The following is an 18,074-nucleotide window of genomic DNA, read 5'->3' as shown; positions in this document are numbered from 1 at the left end:
TCGGCCATTCTTGGCCCCGTGTTCCGCTCCCTTTCCGCATGCGCTTTCGTCCCGCCTTCCTGCTTCTTTCCCTCGGCCTTTCCCTCCCGCTGCTGACCCACGCCGCATCGCCGCGCACCTGCCTCGTCGTGGGCGTGAGCGACGGCGACACGCTCACCGCGCGCTGCGGCCGCAGCGGCGCCTATGAACAGGTCAAAGTGCGCATCGCCGCCATCGACGCGCCGGAGAAAGCGCAGCCCTACGGCCAGCGCAGCCGCCAGGCGCTGAGCCGCCTGTGCTACGCCGAGAAGGCCGTCATCACCGAGCGCGACACCGACCGCTACGGCCGCACCGTGGCCGACGTGCGCTGCAACGGCGAAGACGCCGGCCGCCGCCTGGTGGCCGAGGGCTGGGCCTGGGTGTACGACTACCACGGCATCGCGAAGAAGCGCGGCGGCGACCTGTTCCGCCTCGAAGCCGCGGCGCGTGCGCAGCACCTGGGCCTGTGGGCCGATACCGCGCCGACGCCGCCCTGGGACTGGCGACGCGAACGCCGGGAGCAGCCGCGCAACAGCAACAACCACGGCGGCTCGCGGCCCTGGGGCGACGTGCGCTTCGAACCCCTGTCATGACGGCTTCATGGGCGCGCGGGAGCATCGCGTGTTCCCACGATTCCCACGGACCCCCAGGACATGGCCAAAGACTTCGCGCGCATGGAGGACTCGAACCCCTCCGGCAATCCCACCATCCACGACGTGTCCGATCCGCAGCGGCGGGTCTTCGTGCGCGGCGGCCTGGCGGCGGCCGTGGCGGGCCTGTTCGGTCCGCTGGCGGGCTGTGCCAGCACGGGCGCCGGCAGTAGCAACGCAGTGAGCGGCCTGGGCCGCAGCATCGGTTTCAAGAGCGTGCCCATGGCGGCGGTCGACCAGTTGGTCGTGCCCGAGGGCTATCGCACGCAGGTGCTGTACCGCTGGGGCGACCCCACGGGCATCGCGGGCCGCATGCCCGCCTTCAAGACCGATGCTTCCGACACCGCCGACGACCAGGCGCTGCAGGCCGGCATGCACCATGACGGCATGGCCTTCTTCCCGCTCGATGGATCGAACCGCGGCCTGCTGGTGCTGAACCACGAGTACGTGGACGATGGCCTGCTGCACACCGACGGCATGAAGACCTGGAGCGCCGCGAAGGTGCGCAAGTCGATGCACGCGCACGGCGTGTCGGTGATCGAGCTGCAGCGCGACGGCGCGGCCTGGCAGCAGGTGCTGCCTTCGCGTTTCGCGCGCCGCATCACCGCGCTCACGCCGATGACGCTCACTGGCCCCGCGGCCGGCCACCCGATGCTGCGCACCGCGGGCGATCCCTCGGGCACGCAGGTGCTCGGCACCTTCAACAACTGCGCCAACGGCCAGACGCCGTGGGGCACCTACCTGACTTGCGAGGAAAACTTCGCCGACTACTTCGAGGGCACCGCCACGCCCGACGCGCACCAGAAACGCTGGGGCCTCAAGAAGGGCAACGGCGCCAAGTACCGCTGGCACGAGCACGAAGAACGCTTCGACGTCGCCAAGCACCCGAACGAATCGAACCGCTACGGCTGGGTGGTCGAGATCGATCCGCAAGACCCGAACTCCACGCCGCGCAAGCGCACCGCACTGGGCCGCGCCGCGCACGAAGGCGCCGCCGTGGCGCTCACCGACGACGGCCGCGCCGTGGTCTACATGGGCGAGGACTCGCGCTTCGAGTACATCTACAAGTTCGTGAGCCGCGACAAAGTGCGCCCCGGTGGCGCCGCCGCCAACCGCGACCTGCTCGACCACGGCACGCTGTACGTGGGCCGCTTCGACGTCGACGGCACGGGCGAATGGCTGCCGCTGGTGCAGGGCAAGGGCGGGCTGGTGGCCGACAAGGGCTTCGCCACGCAGGGCGACGTGCTCATCAAGTCGCGCCAGGCCAGCGACATCCTCGGCGCCACGAAGATGGACCGCCCCGAGTGGACCACCGTCGATCCGCTGACGAAGGAGGTCTACTGCACGCTCACCAACAACAGCAACCGCGGCGCCCCGGGCCAGCCCTTCATGGACGCGGCCAACCCGCGCTCCAACAACACGATGGGCCAGATCATCCGCTGGAAGGAAAGCGGCGACCTCGACGCCACGAAGTTCGCGTGGAACCACCTCGTGCTCGCGGGCGACCCGAAGCAGACGCGCTACGAGGCGCAGGGCAACGTCAAGGGCGACGCCTTCGGCAGCCCCGACGGCCTGATGGTCGATGCGCGCGGCGTGCTGTGGATCCAGACCGACGTGTCGACCTCCACGCTCGGCAAGGGCGAGTACACGAACCTGCCCAACAACCAGATGCTGGCCTGCGACCCGACCAAGGGCGAGATCCGCCGCTTTCTGCTCGGCCCGGCCGGCTGCGAGATCACCGGCCTCACGGCCACGCCCGACCTGCGCACGCTGTTCATCAACATCCAGCACCCGGGCGAGCCGGCCAACGAGCGCAGCGACCCCGAGCGTCCGCTCGCCGTGTCGAAGTGGCCCGACGGCGCGGGCCGGCCGCGCTCGGCGACCGTGGTCATCACGAAGATCGACGGTGGGGTGATCGGCAGCTGACGCGGCACCTGACGTGGCCAGGGGCGCCTCGCGGGGCGCCCTCGGGGCTTCAGCAGTGGCCCGAGTACCAGCAGCGCATCTCGGGCATGAGCAGGCCCCAGACGAAGCTGATCGCGCACACGACCAGCATCAGCAGCGCGAACATGCGCAGGCCCTCGGCGCCCCAGCGTGGCGCGAAGATGCTCACGAGAAAGCCCGAGAGGAATGTGCCTTCGAGCCAGGCCGCGCCACCCCAGCGCAGGATCCAGAGCCAGAACAGCGCATCGAGCGCATGAAAGACGACCCACCAGAGCAACGTCATCGCGCGGCGTGGGAGGTGCCTACGACTCGCTGCGGCCCTGCACGTCGGCCACCACGCGCGCGTTGCGCTGGAAGCTCCAGTAGGCGCTGGCCCAGTCCCACATCACGACGACGCGGTTGCGAAAACCGATGAGGAAGTACGCGTGCGCGAACAGCCAGAACAGCCATGCGGGCCGGCCGCTGAAGCGCAGCGGGCCGAAGGGCGTGCCCAGGTCGACCACGGCCGAGTTGCGCCCGATGGTGGCCAGGTTGCCGTAGTCGGCGTAGCGGAACGGCACGGTGGGCTGGCCCGCCAGGCGGCGCAGGATGTTCGCCGCCGCCGCACGGCCCGCCTGCTTGGCGCCGGGCGACACGCCGGGCACCGGCTTGGGCGGCTTGCCGGGCGCGTGGCTCATGGCGGCGGCCAGGTCGCCCACCACGCTGATCTCGGGGTGGCCGGCCAGGCTCAGGTCGGGCTCGACCTTGATGCGGCCCGCGCGGTCGCACTCGACGCCCGTGGCGCTGCCGAGCAGCCGGCCCAGCGGCGAGGCCGCGACACCGGCCGCCCACACCACGCAGCTGCTGGGAATGCGGTAGCTCTGCAGCGGCGCGCCGTCGGGGCCGCCGCCGGTCTGCACTTCGAGGCCGGCGTTGTCGATGGCGGTGACGCGCGCGTTCAGCCGCACTTCCACGCCGAGCCGTTCCAGTTGTTCGAGCGCCTTCTGGCTCAGGCTTTCGGGCATGGCCTGCAGCACGCGCGGGCCGCCCTCGACCAGCAGCACCTGCGCGCTGCCGGGGTCGATGCGGCGGAACTCGCCCGCGAGGGTGTGCTTGGCGATCTCGGCCAGCGTGCCGGCCATCTCGACGCCGGTCGGCCCGGCGCCGATCACCACGAAGGTGAGCAGCGCGCGGCGGCGCTCGGGGTCGGCGGTGGTCTCGGCCGTTTCGAAGGACATCAGCACGCGGCGGCGGATCTCGAAGGCGTCGGCCAGCGTCTTCAATCCCGGGGCGGCGGGCGCCCACTCGTCGTGCCCGAAGTAGCTGTGCGTGGCGCCGGCCGCCACGATCAGGTGGTCGTAGGCCACCTGGCTGCCATCGGCCAGCTGCACCGTGCGCGCGGCCGGGTCGATGCCCGTCACCTCGGCCAGCAGCGTGGTCACGTTGGCCTGCTTGCGGAACAGGGCGCGCACCGGCGCCGCGATCGACGGCGCCGCGAGCCCGGCGGTCGCCACCTGGTACAGCAGGGGCTGGAACAGGTGGTGGTTGGTCTTGTCGATCACCGTCACATCGACGTCGGCCCGCTGCAGCTTGCGCGCTGCCTCGAGTCCGCCGAAACCGCAGCCGATGATGACAACGTGGGGCCTGGCCGAAGGAGAGGGGGTTTGCATCGCCCGAATCATACGCAGCGGGCCGGGGCGTTCCGGGCCGCTTGCGCGCAGGACGGGCTCCTGCGGCGGCGCGGCGGCGGCGTCTTGTCCTACGTGCTTTTGTCGCCGGTATGGGCTAAAACTTCCGGCTCACCCGACTGGAGACACCATGACGTTTTCCCGGCCGATCGCCCCCGTGGCGAGCGCCTTGCGCGAGCAATTCCGCACGGTGCGCGCCGCCAGCCTGGCGCTGGCCGCGCCGCTGTCCGCCGAGGACCAGTGCATCCAGTCGATGCCCGACGCCAGCCCGACCAAATGGCACCTGGCGCACACGACGTGGTTCTTCGAGACCGTGCTGCTGCAGCCGCATGCGGCGGGGTACCGACCCTTCGATGCGCGTTTTCATTACCTCTTCAACTCCTACTACGAGGCGCTCGGCCCGCGCCACCCGCGGCCGCAGCGCGGCCTGCTCACGCGGCCGTCGCTCGACGAAGTGCACGCCTACCGCCGCCACGTCGACGAGGCGGTGCTCGCGCTGCTGGCGGCGCCGGAGGCGCTCGACTGGGTGGCCATCGAGTCCATCGTCGCGCTCGGGCTGAACCACGAGCAGCAGCACCAGGAGCTGCTGCTCACCGACATCCTGCATGCCCTGTCGTGCAACCCGCTGCTGCCGGCGTACAAGCCCGCGAGCGGCCCCGCGCGGCGGCTGGCCGCCGTGCCGGCCGAGGTGCGCTGGCTGGAACAGCCGGGCGGCACGGTCGAGGTCGGGCATGCGGGCGAGGACTTCTGCTTCGACAACGAGACGCCGCGCCACGCCGCCTTGCTGCGCCCCTATGCCATCGCCGACCGGCTCGTGAACTGCGGCGACTACGCGCAGTTCATCGCCGACGGCGGCTACCGGCGGCCCGAGCTGTGGCTGTCCGACGGCTGGGCCACGGTGCAGGCCCAAGGCTGGCGCCACCCCGCCTACTGGCTCGAAGCCGACGACCCGCGCATCGCCACCCTCGGCGCCGGCGGCGGCCCTGCCGCGCCCGGCGGCTGGCAGGTGTTCGGCCTGCACGGCGTGCGGCCGATGGAGGCCGATGCGCCCGTGTCCCAGCTGAGCTTCTACGAGGCCGCCGCGTACGCCGAATGGGCCGGCGCGCGGCTGCCCACCGAGTTCGAATGGGAGGCCGCCTTCGACGCGCCCGGCATTGCGCAGATGAGCGGCCATGTCTGGCAATGGACGCGTTCCTCGTACGACCCGTACCCGGGCTTCCGGCCGCTGCCCGGCATCGCGGCCGAATACAACGGCAAGTTCATGGTGGGCCAGCTGGTGCTGCGCGGCGGCAGCGTGGCCACGCCGGCCGGCCACACGCGGCCAAGCTACCGCAATTTCTTTCCGCCGGCGGCACGCTGGCAGTTCTCGGGGCTGCGGCTCGCGAAAGACCTTTGACCGACACCTCGATGGAGCCGAGCACCATGCGCAATCCGACCGCCCCGTTCGCCCTCGCCAGCCACCTGCAGCGACAGGAAGCCGCGACACCGACCGACACCGCCCCGTGGTCCGAGTTCGGCCGCGCCATGCAGGCCGGCCTGGCGCGCACACCGCGCCACATCTCGCCCAAGTTCTTCTACGACGTGGCCGGCTCGCAGCTGTTCGACCGCATCTGCGAGCTGCCCGAGTACTACCCCACGCGCACCGAGCTGGGCATCCTGGGCGCCTGCGCCGGCGAGATCGCCGCGCAGATCGGGCCGAACGCCGAGATCGTCGAGTTCGGCGCGGGTTCGCTCACCAAGGTGCGGCTGCTGCTCGACGCGCTCGAATCGCCCAAGCGCTATCTGCCGATCGACATCTCGGGCGAGCACCTCGAAGCCGCGGCGGCGCGCCTGAAGGCCGACTACCCGGCGCTGGCCGTGCAGCCCATCGCGGCCGACTACACCATGCCGCTCGTGCTGCCCGCGCCCCTGGCCGGGGCGGGCCGGCGCGTGGGCTTCTTTCCCGGCTCGACCATCGGCAACTTCGAGCCCGACGAGGCGCTGGCGTTCCTGCAGCTCGCGGCGCGCATGCTGCGCGGCGGCGGCCTGCTGATCGGCGTCGACCTGGTGAAAGACCCCGACCGGCTGCACGCGGCCTACAACGACGCGCAGGGCGTGACGGCGGCGTTCAACCTCAACCTGCTGCGGCGCGCGAACGCGGAGTTGTCGGCCGACTTCGACCTCGACGGCTTCTCGCACGCGGCCTTCTACAACGCACCGATGCGCCGCATCGAGATGCACCTCGTGAGCCGGCGGGCGCAGAGCGTGCAGCTGCGCGGCGAGCGCTTCTCGTTCGAGGAAGGCGAGACCCTGCACACCGAGTACTCGCACAAGTTCACCGTCGAGGGCCTGCAGGCCCTGGCGGTGCGCGCGGGCTTCCGCGTCGGGGCGGTGTGGACCGACCCCGAGCGGCTGTTCAGCGTGCACTGGCTCCTAAGCTGAGCCTCAGGACAGGTCCGCGCCGTTCACGAGCCGGACCGGCACGCTGGCCAGATCGACGCCTTCAAGACAGCGCGCATTGATGGCCCATCCCGTGAACGGCAGCTTGCCTTCGGCCGTCTCTTGCGCGGTCGGCGCGCTGGGAATCCGGAACGGCATGATTCCGCAGGTGGGGCAGAAGTAGTCGCGTGCGGTCCGTGTGTGCCATTCATAGACCGTGAGGTCTTCCAGCGGCGTGAGCAGGCGAAGCGCCGATGCGGGCACGCGGTGAATCAGCGCGCCGCGGCGCCGGCACACGGAGCAGTTGCAGCTGCGGACATGGTCGAGGTCCGTGTCCACCTCGAAGCGGCACGCGCCGCAATGGCAAGCGCCTTGGTACGTTGTCACGGGCAGCGAGTTCCTAGCTGTCCAGCCCCGCAAGGCACACGTACTTGATCTCGAGGAAGTCGTCGAGCCCGTACTTCGAGCCCTCGCGCCCCAACCCCGACTGCTTCACGCCGCCGAACGGCGCCTCGGCCGTCGACACCAGCCCGGTGTTCACGCCCACGATGCCCGATTCGAGCGCCTCGGCCACGCGCATGATGCGGCCGATGTCGCGGCTGTAGAAGTACGCGGCCAGGCCGAACTCGGTGTCGTTGGCCGCGGCGATGGCCTCGGCCTCGGTGTCGAACGCGAAGATCGGCGCCAGCGGGCCGAAGGTTTCCTCGCGCGCGAACAGCATGTCGGGCGTGGCGCCGCCGATCACGGTCGGCTCGTAGAACAGGCCGCCCAGCGCATGGCGCTTGCCGCCCGCGAGCACGGTGCCGCCCTTGGCGACGGCGTCGGCCACGTGCTCCTCGATCTTCTCGACCGCCTTGGCGTCGATCAGCGGGCCCTGGTTGACGCCGGCCTCGGTGCCGTTGCCGACCTTCAGTGCGTTGACCTTGGCCACGAGCTTCTGCGTGAAGGCTTCCAGCACACCGCGCTGCACGTACAAGCGGTTGGCGCACACGCAGGTCTGGCCGGTGTTGCGGTACTTCGAGACCATCGCGCCTTCGACGGCGGCATCCACATCGGCATCGTCGAACACGATGAAGGGCGCGTTGCCGCCGAGTTCGAGCGACAGCTTCTTGATCGTGTCGGCCGACTGCTTCATGAGCGTGCGACCCACCTCGGTCGAGCCGGTGAAGGTGAGTTTGCGCACGATGGGGCTGCGCGTCATCTCGCCGCCGATCTGGCTGGCCGAGCCGGTGAGCACCGACAGCAGGCCCTTGGGCACGCCCGCGCGTTCGGCGAGCACGGCAAAGGCCAGCGCCGAGAACGGCGTCTGCGTGGCCGGCTTCACGACCATGGCGCAGCCGGCCGCGAGCGCGGGCCCGGCCTTGCGCGTGAGCATGGCGGTGGGAAAGTTCCAGGGCGTGATGGCGGCGGTGACGCCCACGGGCTGCTTGAGCGCCAGGATGCGGCGGTCGGCCTGCGGTGCGGGAATGGTGTCGCCGTACACGCGGCGCGCTTCTTCGGCGAACCACTCGATGAACGAGGCGGCGTAGGCGATCTCGCCGCGGCTCTCGGTCAGGGGCTTGCCCTGCTCGGTGGTCATGATGAGCGCGAGGTCGTCCACGTTCGCGAGCATCAGGTCGTTGAGCTTGCGCAGGATGGCCGAGCGTTCCTTGGCGGGCACCTTGGCCCAGGCCTTCTGGGCCTTTTCGGCGGCGGCGATGGCGCGCACGGTTTCCTCGGTGCCGCACATGGGCACGGTGCCGATGTGCTCGCCGGTGGCGGGGTTGGTGACGGCGACGGTGGTGCCGTTGTCGGCATTCACCCAGGCGCCGGCGATGCAGGCCTGCTGGCGCAGCAGGGTCGGGTCTTGGAGTTTCAGTGGCATGGGTGGTTTGTCTCAGGCTTGCAGGGCGGCGGCGAGGATGTCGAGGCCTTCGCCGAGCACCGCGTCTTCGATGGTCAGGGGGAACAGGAAGCGGACCACATTGGCGTGCACGCCGCAAGTCAGCAGCAGCAAACCCGCGTCGCGCGCTCGGGTTTGCACCTGCTTCGTGAACTCGGGGTCGGGCGCGCCGTCGGCGCCCGCGAACTCGACCGCCACCATCGCGCCCAGGCCGCGCACGTCCGCGATCTGCGGCACCTTCGCGCGCAGCCCTTCGAGGCGCGCCTTGAGCCGGTCGCCCAGCACCTGCGCGCGCTCGCACAGGCGTTCGTCCTCGATCACATCGAGCACCGCATGCGCCGCCGCAATCGCCAGCGCGTTGGCGGCGTAGGTGCCGCCGAGGCCGCCGGGGGCGGGCGCGTCCATGATCTCGGCGCGCCCGCACACGGCCGACAGCGGCGTGCCGCCGGCCAGGCTCTTGGCCATGGTCATGAGGTCGGGCACCACGTCGTAATGATCCATGGCAAACCACTTGCCGGTGCGCGCGAAGCCGGTCTGGATCTCGTCGGCGATCAGCAGGATGCCGTGGCGGTCGCAGATCTCGCGCAGCGCGCGCATGAAGGCGGGCGGCGCGGCGTAGAAGCCGCCTTCGCCCTGCACCGGCTCCAGGATGATGGCCGCCACCTGCTCGGGCTCGATGTCGGCCTTGAACAGCTTGTCGATGGCGCGCAGCGAATCGTCCACCGACACGCCGTGCAGCGCGATCGGCGCGGGCACGTGGAAGATGCTGCCGGGGAAGGGCCCGAAGCCGGTCTTGTACGGCACCACCTTGCCCGTGAGCGCCATGCCCATGAAGGTGCGGCCGTGAAAACCACCGCCCAGCGCGATCACGCCGGGCCGGCGCGTGGCGGCGCGCGCGATCTTGATGGCGTTCTCGACCGCCTCGGCGCCGGTCGTGAAGAAGGCGGTCTTCTTGGCGTGGGTGCCGGGCGTGAGGCGGTTCAGGCGCTCGGCCAGCGACACCACGCTTTCGTATGGCACCACCTGGTAGGCCGTGTGGGTGAAGCACTCGAGCTGCGCGCGAATGGCCTCCACCACGCGCGGATGCCGGTGGCCGGTGTTGAGCACCGCGATGCCCGAGCCGAAGTCGATGTAGCGCCGGCCTTCGACGTCCCACAGCTCGGCGTTGAGCGCGCGCTCTGCATAGATGGGAAAGCCGATGCCGACGCCGCGCGGCGTGGCGGCGATGCGGCGCGCGTCGATGGCGGCGTTGGTCCTGGATGTCATGAGATTTCCTTCGTTGCTTGTGTGGGGGTGTGAAGCTCAGTGGCTGCCCGGTGCCACCATGCGATGGCGGATCTGGTCGGCGACCACGGCCACGATCAGCAGGGCGCCCAGTACCACCATCTGCAGGTACGAGCCCACGCTGGCCAGGTTCATGCCGTTCTGCACCAGGCCGATGAAGATGGCGCCCATCACCACGTTGGGCACGCGGCCGATGCCGCCGCGCAGGCTCACGCCGGCGATCACGCAGGCCGCGATCGATTCGAGCGCCACGGTGCCGCCGAGGTTGGCCTCGCCGGTTTCCACGCGCGCCGTGAGCAGCAGGCCGCTCACGGCCGCGAGGCCCGCGCACAGCAGGTAGGCCATGAGCAGCACGCGACGCGTGTCGATGCCCGACAGCGCCGCAGCCTTGGCGTTGCCGCCCACCGCGAGCAGGTGCGTGCCGGTCGGCAGGCGGCCCATGAGCAGGCCCATGCCGGCCACGCACACGGCCGTGACGAGGATCGGCACCGGCACGCCGAGCACGGTGCCGAAACCGAACAGCTCGCTGAACTGCGCCGGCATGCCCGACACCGGCACGCCGCCCGTGAGGAACAGCGCAAAGCCGAAGCCGATCGACTGCACGCCCAGCGTCACGATGAAGGGCGATACGCCGATCACCGCCACGCCGAAGCCGTTGACGAGGCCCACCACCAGCCCGGCGAGCATCCCGCAGGCGCAGCCCACGAGCACCACCATCCAGGCCGCGTCGGGAAAAGCCGCGCCCAGCGCCTGCATGGCAAGCGCGGAGACCACCGAGGTGATCGCCATCACCGTGCCCACCGAGAGGTCGAAGCCGCCGGTCACCAGCGCCAGCATCTGGCCCAGCGACACGAGGATCAGGTAGACCGACTGGCGCAGCAGGTTCACCAGGTTCTGTACCGTGAGGAACTGGTCGGACAGCGTGGCGAACACCACGCAGGCGATCACCAGCATGAAGGGCAGCACGCCCAGTCGCAGGAAGAGGCTGCGCAGCAGGCCGAGGGCGCGACCGGCCAGGCCGGGCGTGGGGGCCGCCGGGGCGGCAGTGAGGGAAGGCGAAGTCATGAGGAGGGGTTCTCGCTGGGGCCGAAAAACAGGTTGAGCACGGCGGTTTCCTGGATGGCGTCGCCGTGCAGCTCGCCGGCGATCTCGCCGCGGCACATCACGTAGACGCGGTGGCTCAGGTGCAGCACCTCGGGCAGGTCGGACGAGATCACGACCACCGCGGCGCCGCCTTCGCAGAGCTTGCGGATCACCTCGTACAGCGCGCTGCGGGTGCCGACGTCGACGCCGACCGTGGGCTCGTCGAACACGTAGAGCGCGGCGTCGCGCGTCATGCCCTTGCCGAACAGCACCTTCTGCTGGTTGCCGCCCGAGAGCAGGCCCACGGGCCGTTCAAGGTTGCGCGGCGCGAGCTCGACGCGCTCGGCGGCGCTCGTGGAAAGCCGCCGCCCGAGGCGCTTGCGCAGCCAGCCGCCGCGCCCGCGCAGCGGCCCGTGCATCAGCGGCAAGGTGATGTTGGCTCGCGAGGTGAAACCGAGCACCAGCCCTTCGCCCTTGCGGTCGGGCGGCAGGTAGAACAGGCCCTCGTCGAGCAGCTGGCGCACCGTCGCGCCGGTGCGCGGCTGGCCCCTGAACAGCACGCGGCCTTCGCTCACGGGGTCGAGGCCGTAGATCGCGCGGAACAGCTCCGACTTGCCGCAGCCCACGAGGCCCGCGAGCCCGACCACTTCGCCGCGCCGCACCGTGAGGCTGGCGTGGCGCACGCCGTTGGGCGAGGCCAGCCCTTCGACCTGCAGCACCACCTCGCCGGGGTTGGCCGTGATGCGCGGGTAGATGTTGTCGATGGCCCGTCCGCTCATCAGCTCGATGAGCCGGTCGGCGCTGGTCGCATGGGCTTCCACGGTCGTGACCTTGCGCCCGTCGCGCAGCACCGTGATGCGGTCGGCGATCTGCGCAATCTCCTGCATGCGGTGCGAGATGTAGACGATGCCCACGCCGCGCGCCTTCAGCCGCGCTACCAGTTCGAACAGGCGCTGCGTCTCGGTGTCGGTGAGCGAGGCGGTGGGTTCGTCGAGGATCAGCACCGACACCTCGCCGCGCAGGCCCTTGGCGATCTCCACCATCTGCTGCTGTGCGCGCGTGAGGCCCGCCACGGGCGCATCGACGTCGATCTCGAAGCCCAGGTCGGCCAGCATCGTGCGGGCGCGCTCGCGCACCGCCGCGCGGTCGAGCAGGCCGCCCTGGCACGGCTCCTCGCCCAGGCTCAGGTTCTGCGCCACCGACAGCGTGGGGATCAGCGAGAACTCCTGGAACACCGCGCTGATGCCGTGGCGCCGCGCGTCGTGCACGTTGGCGAACTTCACCGGCGCGCCGTGCATGCGGATCTCGCCCGCCGTCGGCACGTTGGCACCGGCCAGCAGCGAGATCAGCGTCGACTTGCCGGCGCCGTTCTCGCCGAACAGCACGTGCACCTCGCCGGCGCGCAGCTCGAAGTCCATCGCATCGAGCGCGAGCACGCCGGGGTAGCGTTTGCCCAGGCCGAGGGTCTGCAGCAGCACGGGAGCCATGGCCGGCTTACTTGACCTCGAACACCGGCTTGAAGCCGGTCGGCGGCAGGATGTCGGCCTGCTTCACGCTCTTGATGTTGCCGCTGTCGACCACGAAGATCTTCGGGCCGACGTGCTTCACCACGTCCTTGTTCTCCAGCAGGCGCACGGCCTGGTCGACCGCGATGCGGCCCTGGATCACCATCGAGTCGGCCGGCGCGGCCACGATGCGGCCCTTCTGGATGCCTTCGTACACGCCCGGCGTCATGTAGAACGAGAGCACCTGCACCTTCTTGTCGAGGTTGCGCGCGCGCAGGATGCCGGTGGCGGCCTCGGCGGTCACTGCCGTGCCGGCGACGTAGGCCAGGTCGGGGTTGCCCTGCAGCACGTCCTCGACCAGCTTGGCCTGCGCCTCCTTGCCGGTGTCGCCGTACTTCGGATCGAGCACCGTCACGGCGCTGCCCTTGATCGCTTCCATGAAGCCCTTGTGCGCGGCCTCGACCCATCCGGCGCCGGCCGGGCCGGGGAACCAGCCGACCTTCACCGGCGGCGAACCGGCCGGATGCTTCTTCGCGAGGTACTCGCCGGTCGAGTGGCCCATGGTGTGGAACGACACAAGCGACTTGGCCGACAGGTCGGGCGAGCTGATGCCGTTCACCAGGTCGATCACCGGCACCTTCTTGGCGGCCGTGGCCTTGATGACGTTGTTCAGCCCATCGCCCGAGATCGCGCCGATGACCACGGCGTTGGCGCCGCGCGCCACGCAGTCCTCGATCTGCGAGACCTGCTTGCTCAGGTTGGTGTAGCCGCCCGCGTCGACCACCTGCAGCTTCACGCCCAGGCGGCGCGCCTCTTCGATCACGCCGTAGTCCACGCCGAGCCAGTAGGCGTCCTTCATGTGCGGGAACGACACGCAGATGTCCCACTTCTTCGACGCCTTGGCCAGCGGCGTGTAGTCGATGGGTTTCTTCGTGCCCTCGGCCGAGAAGGCGGGTTCGGTGGCCTCGGCCTTGTAGGGAAACCAGTCGGCGGCCGAGGCCGGGGCGTGCCACGCCAGGGTGGTGGCGAGCGAAGCGGCGATCAATGAAACGCGCAGGGGCGAGCTGTTCATGAAGAACTCCTTGGGTGACAGCGGTGAAGAAAAAGGGAAGGACGGGCGCGCGTCAGGCCGCGAGCGCGGCCCGCAGGCGGTCGAGCCGTCGTCGGCGTTCGGCGCGGGCCTCGAGCGCCTGCGCCATGTCGACCTCGACGAAGCGCGCCTTGTGGTTGGGCTGCATCTGGGCGATGAGGTCCATGTCGGCGCTGATGACGGTGCCGACCATCGCGTAGCCGCCGCCCGACACCGCGTCGCGGTGCAGGATGATCGGCTCGCGCCCGCCCGGCACCTGGATGGAGCCGTAGGGGTAGCCCGCATCGACGATGTTCGACGGGTCGTCGCCCGCGCCGAAGGGCGGCGTGCGGTCCTGGAACTTCAGCGGCGTGCCGTGCTTGTAGCGGTAGCCGATGCGGTCGGCCTCGGAGCCGACGGTCCAGGTGTCGGCGAAGAAGCTTTGCACCGACACCTCCTGCAGGCGGTGGAAGTAGATGCCCGGCAGCACGCGCAGGGCCACTTCCTTCTCGAGCACCGGCAGCAATGCGGCATCGACCGTGCGGCCCGCGCGGGCGCTGGCCGAAGGCGTACCTACGGGGAGCTTGTCGCCGGCCAGCAGCTTGCGGCCGTTGAAGCCGCCGAACGCGCCCAGGCCGTAAGTCGAGCGGCTGCCCAGCACCACCGGCACGTCGATGCCGCCGGCCACGGCGATGCACATGCGCGCGCCGAGCTTCATGAAGTCGAAGCTCAGTTTGTCGCCGGCCTGCACCGTGAAGGATTCATTGCGCGGCATCTCGTTGCCGTTGAGCTTGATCTTCGCGTCGGCGCCGGTCACGGCCACCAGCGCGGGCGCGTCGAACTGCAGCTCGGGCCCGAGCAGCGTGCTTTCGATGACGGCTGCGCCTTCGTCGTTGCCCACCAGCAGGTTCGCGAGCACCAGGCTTTGCTGGTCGAGCGCGCCCGACAGCGGAATGCCCAGGTGGTAGTAGCCGGGGCGGCCGGCGTCCTGCACGCTGGTCGCGAGGCCGGGCTTGAGGGCTTCAATCGCCATGGAGCACCTTCAGGAGCTGTTGGTTGTAGCCGTCGGGGTCGGCCAAAAATTCGTTGAGCGAGAACGACACGGGCGCGATGCGCAGCGCGTAGGTGCCGGCCTCGACCTGCGCCACCTGGCGGTCGTACTCGGCACGGTCGATGGGCTTCCACTTGACGATGTCGCCGGGCTGGAAGAACACCATCAGCTCCTTGAGGTACGACAGCCGCTGGGCCGGGTCGAAGATCGGTGCGGGCGTGACGCCGAACATCTGGTAGCCGCCCGCGCCGCGCACCGAGTAGATGCAGCTGAAGCAGCCGCCGTGACCCAGCGTGAGCTTGGGCGTGTCGGTGCGCGGGCTCAGGTACTTGGGCACCTGGATCTGGCGCTGGCGCTCGACCATTTGGAACAGGAAGGGCAGGCCGGCCACGAAACCGACCATCGACACGAACCACGGCGCCGACGAGTGCGCCTCGATGAAGGCCTCGACCGAGGCGTGGCCGTTGATGCGCGCCGCGTACTCGATGTCGGTGCTCGACGGGTCCTGGTGGCGCTCGCGAAAACGCATCAGCGTCTCGTGCGTCCACGGGTCGTTGTAGAGCACCGGGATCTCGACGATGCGCGTCTGCATCTGCAGGTCGGCATCGCCCAGGCCCGCTTCGATTTCCTTCAGCGTGGCCAGCAGCGTGTCGGGCGCGATCGTGTCGGGGTCGAAGCGCACGAGGTACGCGGCGTTGGCCGGGCAGATCTCGGTCACGCCCGGCAGCGCGCGGCGGCGCAGCTCGTTGCAGATCGCCATGCCCTTGAAGAAGGCGGGCAGCGACATCTCTTCGCTGATCTCGACGAACAGGTGCTCGTCGCCGCCGAAGCTGTAGCGGGCTTGCGGGGGGAGGGTGCTTGCAGCGGTCATGCGGCCACCTTCAACAAGGGAGGCGCGTCGGCGAGTGGATTCGCCGCGAGCCAGGTTTCGAGAAAGCCGGTATGGAACTCGGCCTTGGCGACATCCGCGTCCTCGCACAGCGCACGGTGCAGCGGGATCGTCGTGTGGATGCCTTCGACTTGCAACTCGTCGAGCGCACGCCGCATGCGAGCCAGGGCGCTGGCGCGGTCGGTGTCGTGCACGATGAGCTTTCCGAGCAGCGAGTCGTAGTAGGCCGGCACGGTGTAGCCGGGAAACAGGAAGGTGTCGAAGCGCACGCCCGGGCCGCCCGGCACCACGAGCTGCGACACGAGGCCGGGGCTCGGCATGAAGTTCTTCGCCGCGTTCTCGGCGTTGATGCGCACCTCGATGGCCGCGCCGGTCAGGCGGATGTCGTCCTGCTGCAGGCGCAGCGGCTGGCCCAGCGCGATGCGCAGCATTTCCTTCACGAGGTCGACGCCGGTGACCATCTCGGTGATCGGGTGCTCGACCTGGATGCGCGTGTTCATCTCGATGAAGAAGAACTCGCGCGTGTCGTCGTCGTACAGGTATTCGAGCGTGCCCGCGCCGCGGTAGGCCACGGCGCGCGCGAGCCGCAGTGCCGATTCGCACAGCGCGGCGCGCGTGGCCTCGCTGATGGCGGCCGAGGGCGCTTCTTCCCACACCTTCTGGCGGCGCCGCTGCAGCGAGCATTCGCGTTCGAAGCAGTGCACCACGCGCTCGCCGTCGCCCAGGATCTGCACCTCGATGTGGCGCGCCTGGCGGATGAAGCGTTCGAGGTACACCTCGCCATTGCCGAAGGCCGCCTGCGCTTCGGCGGTGGCGGTGGCGAACTGCTGGCGCAGCTCGGCCTCGTCGTGCGCCACGCGGATGCCGCGCCCGCCGCCGCCGGCCGAGGCCTTGATCATGATCGGGTAGCCGATGTCCTTCGCGACTTCGACGGCGGTGTCGGGGTCGGTCACCACGCCCGCGCTGCCGGGCACGGTGGGCACGCCGGCGCGCAGGGCGGCGGCGCGCGCCGCGGCCTTGTCGCCCATGGTGCGGATCGCATGCGGCGTCGGACCCACGAACACCAGGCCCGCGGCCCCGACGCGCTCGGCGAAGGCTGCGTTCTCCGAAAGAAAACCGTAGCCTGGATGCACCGCGCCGGCGCCGCTGTCGGCGGCGGCCTGCAGGATCGCGTCGATGCTCAGGTAGCTCTTGGTGGCGTGCGCCGGGCCGATGCGCACGGCCTTGTCAGCCATGCGCACGGCCAGGCTCTGCGCGTCGGCGTCGCTGTAGACGGCCACGGTCTTCAGCCCCAGCTCCTTGGCGGCGCGGATGATGCGCACCGCGATCTCGCCCCGGTTGGCGACCAGCAGTGTGTCGAATGCGGCGGTCATGGGCAGCTGCCTCAGGCCGTTTCGATGACGGCCAGCAGCTGGCCCGGATCGACCGGCTCGCCGTTCTCGACGGCGAAGCTGGCCAGGCGCCCCGCGGCGTCGGCCGTGACTTCGCTGAACTGCTTCATCACCTCGACCAGGCCGAGCACGTCGCCCACGGCCACGGTGTCGCCTTCGGCCTTGAACGGCGGCGCGTCGGGTGCCGAGCGGCGGTAGAAGGTGCCCGGCAGCGGGCTCAGGACGTCATGGGTAGCGGGCATCGGTGCACTCCTGGAACAAGATCAGAAAACAAGAAAGAAAGGCTCAGGCCGCCAGGCCTGCAACTTCGATGCCGTGGTCGGCCAGCGCGCGGCGCGTGGCCTGCACCAGGGCGAGCGCGCCGGGCGTGTCGCTGTGGATGCAGACCGAGTCGAAACCGACCGCCACGTCCTGGCCTTCGACCGTGCGCACCACGCCCTCGGTGCAGGCGCGCAGCACCTTGGCGGCCACGGCCTCGGGGTCGAGCGCGCCGACGCGGCGCGTGAAGACGATGGAGCCGCTCAGGTCGTAGTCGCGGTCGGCATAGAACTCGCGCACCACGGGCTGACCCAGCTCGCGCGCCACCTGGAAGGTGACGGACGATTCCATGCAGAACAGGCGCAGCGTGGGTTCGATCTGCTGCAGCGCGGTGACGAGGGCGCGCGACAGCGCCTCGTCGCGCGCCGCATGCATGTACAGCGCGCCGTGCGGCTTGATGTGCTGCAGCGTCATGCCGGCCAGGCGCGCGAACTCGCGCAGCGCGCCGAGCTGGTAGACCATGTCGTTCACCAGCTCGTCGGCCGGCGCCGTGATGTGGCGGCGCCCGAAGCCCACGAGGTCGCGAAAGCCCGGGTGCGCGCCGATGCCCACGCCGTGTTCGCGAGCCAGCAGCACCATCCTGCGCATGATGTTCGGGTCGCCGGCATGGAAGCCGGTCGCGATGTTGGCCGAGCTGATCAGCGGCATGAGCTGCTCGTCCACGCCGTCGCCGATGGTCCAGGGGCCGAAGCCTTCGCCCATGTCGGAATTCAGATCGATCCGCGTTGTCTTCGTCACGTCGTCCCGCCTTTGTGTGGTGCGCATCGCCAAGGGGGCGATGCAGGTTGGCGCGAAGGTTAGCCAGCAGTCGAAAGGCCGAAAAGCATTGTTTTCAGGCGGTCCGATATCTGAAAAACAGATGCTGCAAGCGGCCGGATTGGGCGCTACGCTGGAGGGAAGCGATC

At 70.0% G+C, this 18,074-nt stretch carries 17 protein-coding genes; 4 read left to right on the top strand and 13 right to left on the bottom strand.

The genetic code is table 11. The features are described 5' to 3' along the window. Positions 1–38: 38 nt before the first annotated feature. Together AC07XP_RS14575 and AC07XP_RS14570 are read left to right on the top strand one after the other, a co-directional pair. A complete protein-coding gene (locus AC07XP_RS14575) occupies positions 39–611 on the top strand; it encodes a thermonuclease family protein (RefSeq protein WP_495265077.1) in 573 nt (190 codons plus the stop codon). A 60-nt stretch (positions 612–671) separates the two neighbouring features. Then, entirely contained in the window at positions 672–2,594 is a 1,923-nt protein-coding gene (locus AC07XP_RS14570) for a PhoX family protein (protein WP_495265076.1), read from the top strand. 49 nt (positions 2,595–2,643) lie between these two features. Here AC07XP_RS14570 and AC07XP_RS14565 read toward each other — a convergent pair whose 3' ends face one another. Continuing rightward, the gene (locus tag AC07XP_RS14565) at positions 2,644–2,895 is read right to left on the bottom strand and encodes a hypothetical protein (RefSeq protein ID WP_070062528.1); all 252 of its coding nucleotides are present in this window, start codon (positions 2,893–2,895) and stop codon (positions 2,644–2,646) included. 19 nt (positions 2,896–2,914) lie between these two features. Next, positions 2,915–4,261, bottom strand: a complete 1,347-nt coding sequence (locus AC07XP_RS14560) for an NAD(P)/FAD-dependent oxidoreductase (protein WP_095747680.1) — start codon at positions 4,259–4,261, stop codon at positions 2,915–2,917. A gap of 148 nt (positions 4,262–4,409) precedes the next feature. On the opposite strand from AC07XP_RS14560, the gene egtB reads away from it, so the two are divergent. Then, positions 4,410–5,675, top strand: coding sequence for an ergothioneine biosynthesis protein EgtB (gene egtB / locus AC07XP_RS14555; RefSeq protein ID WP_495265075.1), 1,266 nt, complete (start codon positions 4,410–4,412; stop codon positions 5,673–5,675). A 26-nt stretch (positions 5,676–5,701) separates the two neighbouring features. Continuing rightward, positions 5,702–6,700, top strand: coding sequence for an L-histidine N(alpha)-methyltransferase (egtD, locus tag AC07XP_RS14550; RefSeq protein WP_354343698.1), 999 nt, complete (start codon positions 5,702–5,704; stop codon positions 6,698–6,700). Positions 6,701–6,703: 3 nt separating this feature from the next. Here egtD and AC07XP_RS14545 read toward each other — a convergent pair whose 3' ends face one another. Genes AC07XP_RS14545 through AC07XP_RS14495 form a run of 11 tightly spaced genes read right to left on the bottom strand, consistent with a single transcriptional unit; the run spans position 6,704 to position 17,907 of the window. Continuing rightward, a complete protein-coding gene (locus tag AC07XP_RS14545; protein ID WP_369646298.1) occupies positions 6,704–7,084 on the bottom strand; it encodes a GFA family protein in 381 nt (126 codons plus the stop codon). A gap of 13 nt (positions 7,085–7,097) precedes the next feature. Next, entirely contained in the window at positions 7,098–8,561 is a 1,464-nt protein-coding gene (locus tag AC07XP_RS14540; protein WP_495265074.1) for an NAD-dependent succinate-semialdehyde dehydrogenase, read from the bottom strand. A gap of 12 nt (positions 8,562–8,573) precedes the next feature. Next, positions 8,574–9,845, bottom strand: coding sequence for a 4-aminobutyrate--2-oxoglutarate transaminase (gene gabT, locus AC07XP_RS14535; protein ID WP_495265073.1), 1,272 nt, complete (start codon positions 9,843–9,845; stop codon positions 8,574–8,576). A 36-nt stretch (positions 9,846–9,881) separates the two neighbouring features. Beyond that, a complete protein-coding gene (locus tag AC07XP_RS14530; RefSeq protein WP_139705676.1) occupies positions 9,882–10,928 on the bottom strand; it encodes an ABC transporter permease in 1,047 nt (348 codons plus the stop codon). Continuing rightward, complete coding sequence (locus AC07XP_RS14525) at positions 10,925–12,433, bottom strand: sugar ABC transporter ATP-binding protein (RefSeq protein WP_495265072.1); 1,509 nt, start codon at positions 12,431–12,433, stop codon at positions 10,925–10,927. The genes AC07XP_RS14530 and AC07XP_RS14525 overlap by 4 nt, the downstream gene beginning before the upstream one ends. A 7-nt stretch (positions 12,434–12,440) precedes the next feature. Further along, positions 12,441–13,523 (bottom strand): TMAO reductase system periplasmic protein TorT, encoded by a 1,083-nt coding sequence (torT, locus tag AC07XP_RS14520; RefSeq protein ID WP_495265071.1) that lies wholly within the window; start codon positions 13,521–13,523, stop codon positions 12,441–12,443. A gap of 52 nt (positions 13,524–13,575) precedes the next feature. Continuing rightward, complete coding sequence (locus AC07XP_RS14515; RefSeq protein WP_495265070.1) at positions 13,576–14,553, bottom strand: 5-oxoprolinase subunit C family protein; 978 nt, start codon at positions 14,551–14,553, stop codon at positions 13,576–13,578. Beyond that, complete coding sequence (locus tag AC07XP_RS14510) at positions 14,543–15,442, bottom strand: 5-oxoprolinase subunit B family protein (protein WP_495265069.1); 900 nt, start codon at positions 15,440–15,442, stop codon at positions 14,543–14,545. The genes AC07XP_RS14515 and AC07XP_RS14510 overlap by 11 nt, the downstream gene beginning before the upstream one ends. Next, positions 15,439–16,833 carry an acetyl-CoA carboxylase biotin carboxylase subunit gene (locus AC07XP_RS14505; RefSeq protein ID WP_495265068.1) on the bottom strand — a complete coding sequence of 465 codons (1,395 nt, stop codon included), beginning with the start codon at positions 16,831–16,833 and terminating at the stop codon, positions 15,439–15,441. The genes AC07XP_RS14510 and AC07XP_RS14505 overlap by 4 nt, the downstream gene beginning before the upstream one ends. Positions 16,834–16,844: 11 nt before the next feature. Further along, the gene (locus tag AC07XP_RS14500) at positions 16,845–17,093 is read right to left on the bottom strand and encodes an acetyl-CoA carboxylase (protein WP_307587499.1); all 249 of its coding nucleotides are present in this window, start codon (positions 17,091–17,093) and stop codon (positions 16,845–16,847) included. Positions 17,094–17,136: 43 nt separating this feature from the next. Then, the gene (locus tag AC07XP_RS14495) at positions 17,137–17,907 is read right to left on the bottom strand and encodes a 5-oxoprolinase subunit PxpA (protein ID WP_495265067.1); all 771 of its coding nucleotides are present in this window, start codon (positions 17,905–17,907) and stop codon (positions 17,137–17,139) included. Between the last annotated feature and the right edge of the window lie 167 nt (positions 17,908–18,074).

It is taken from the genome of Variovorax sp. GW531-E2 (genome assembly GCF_059423125.1).
This window is presented reverse-complemented; position numbering and strand designations above follow the sequence as displayed.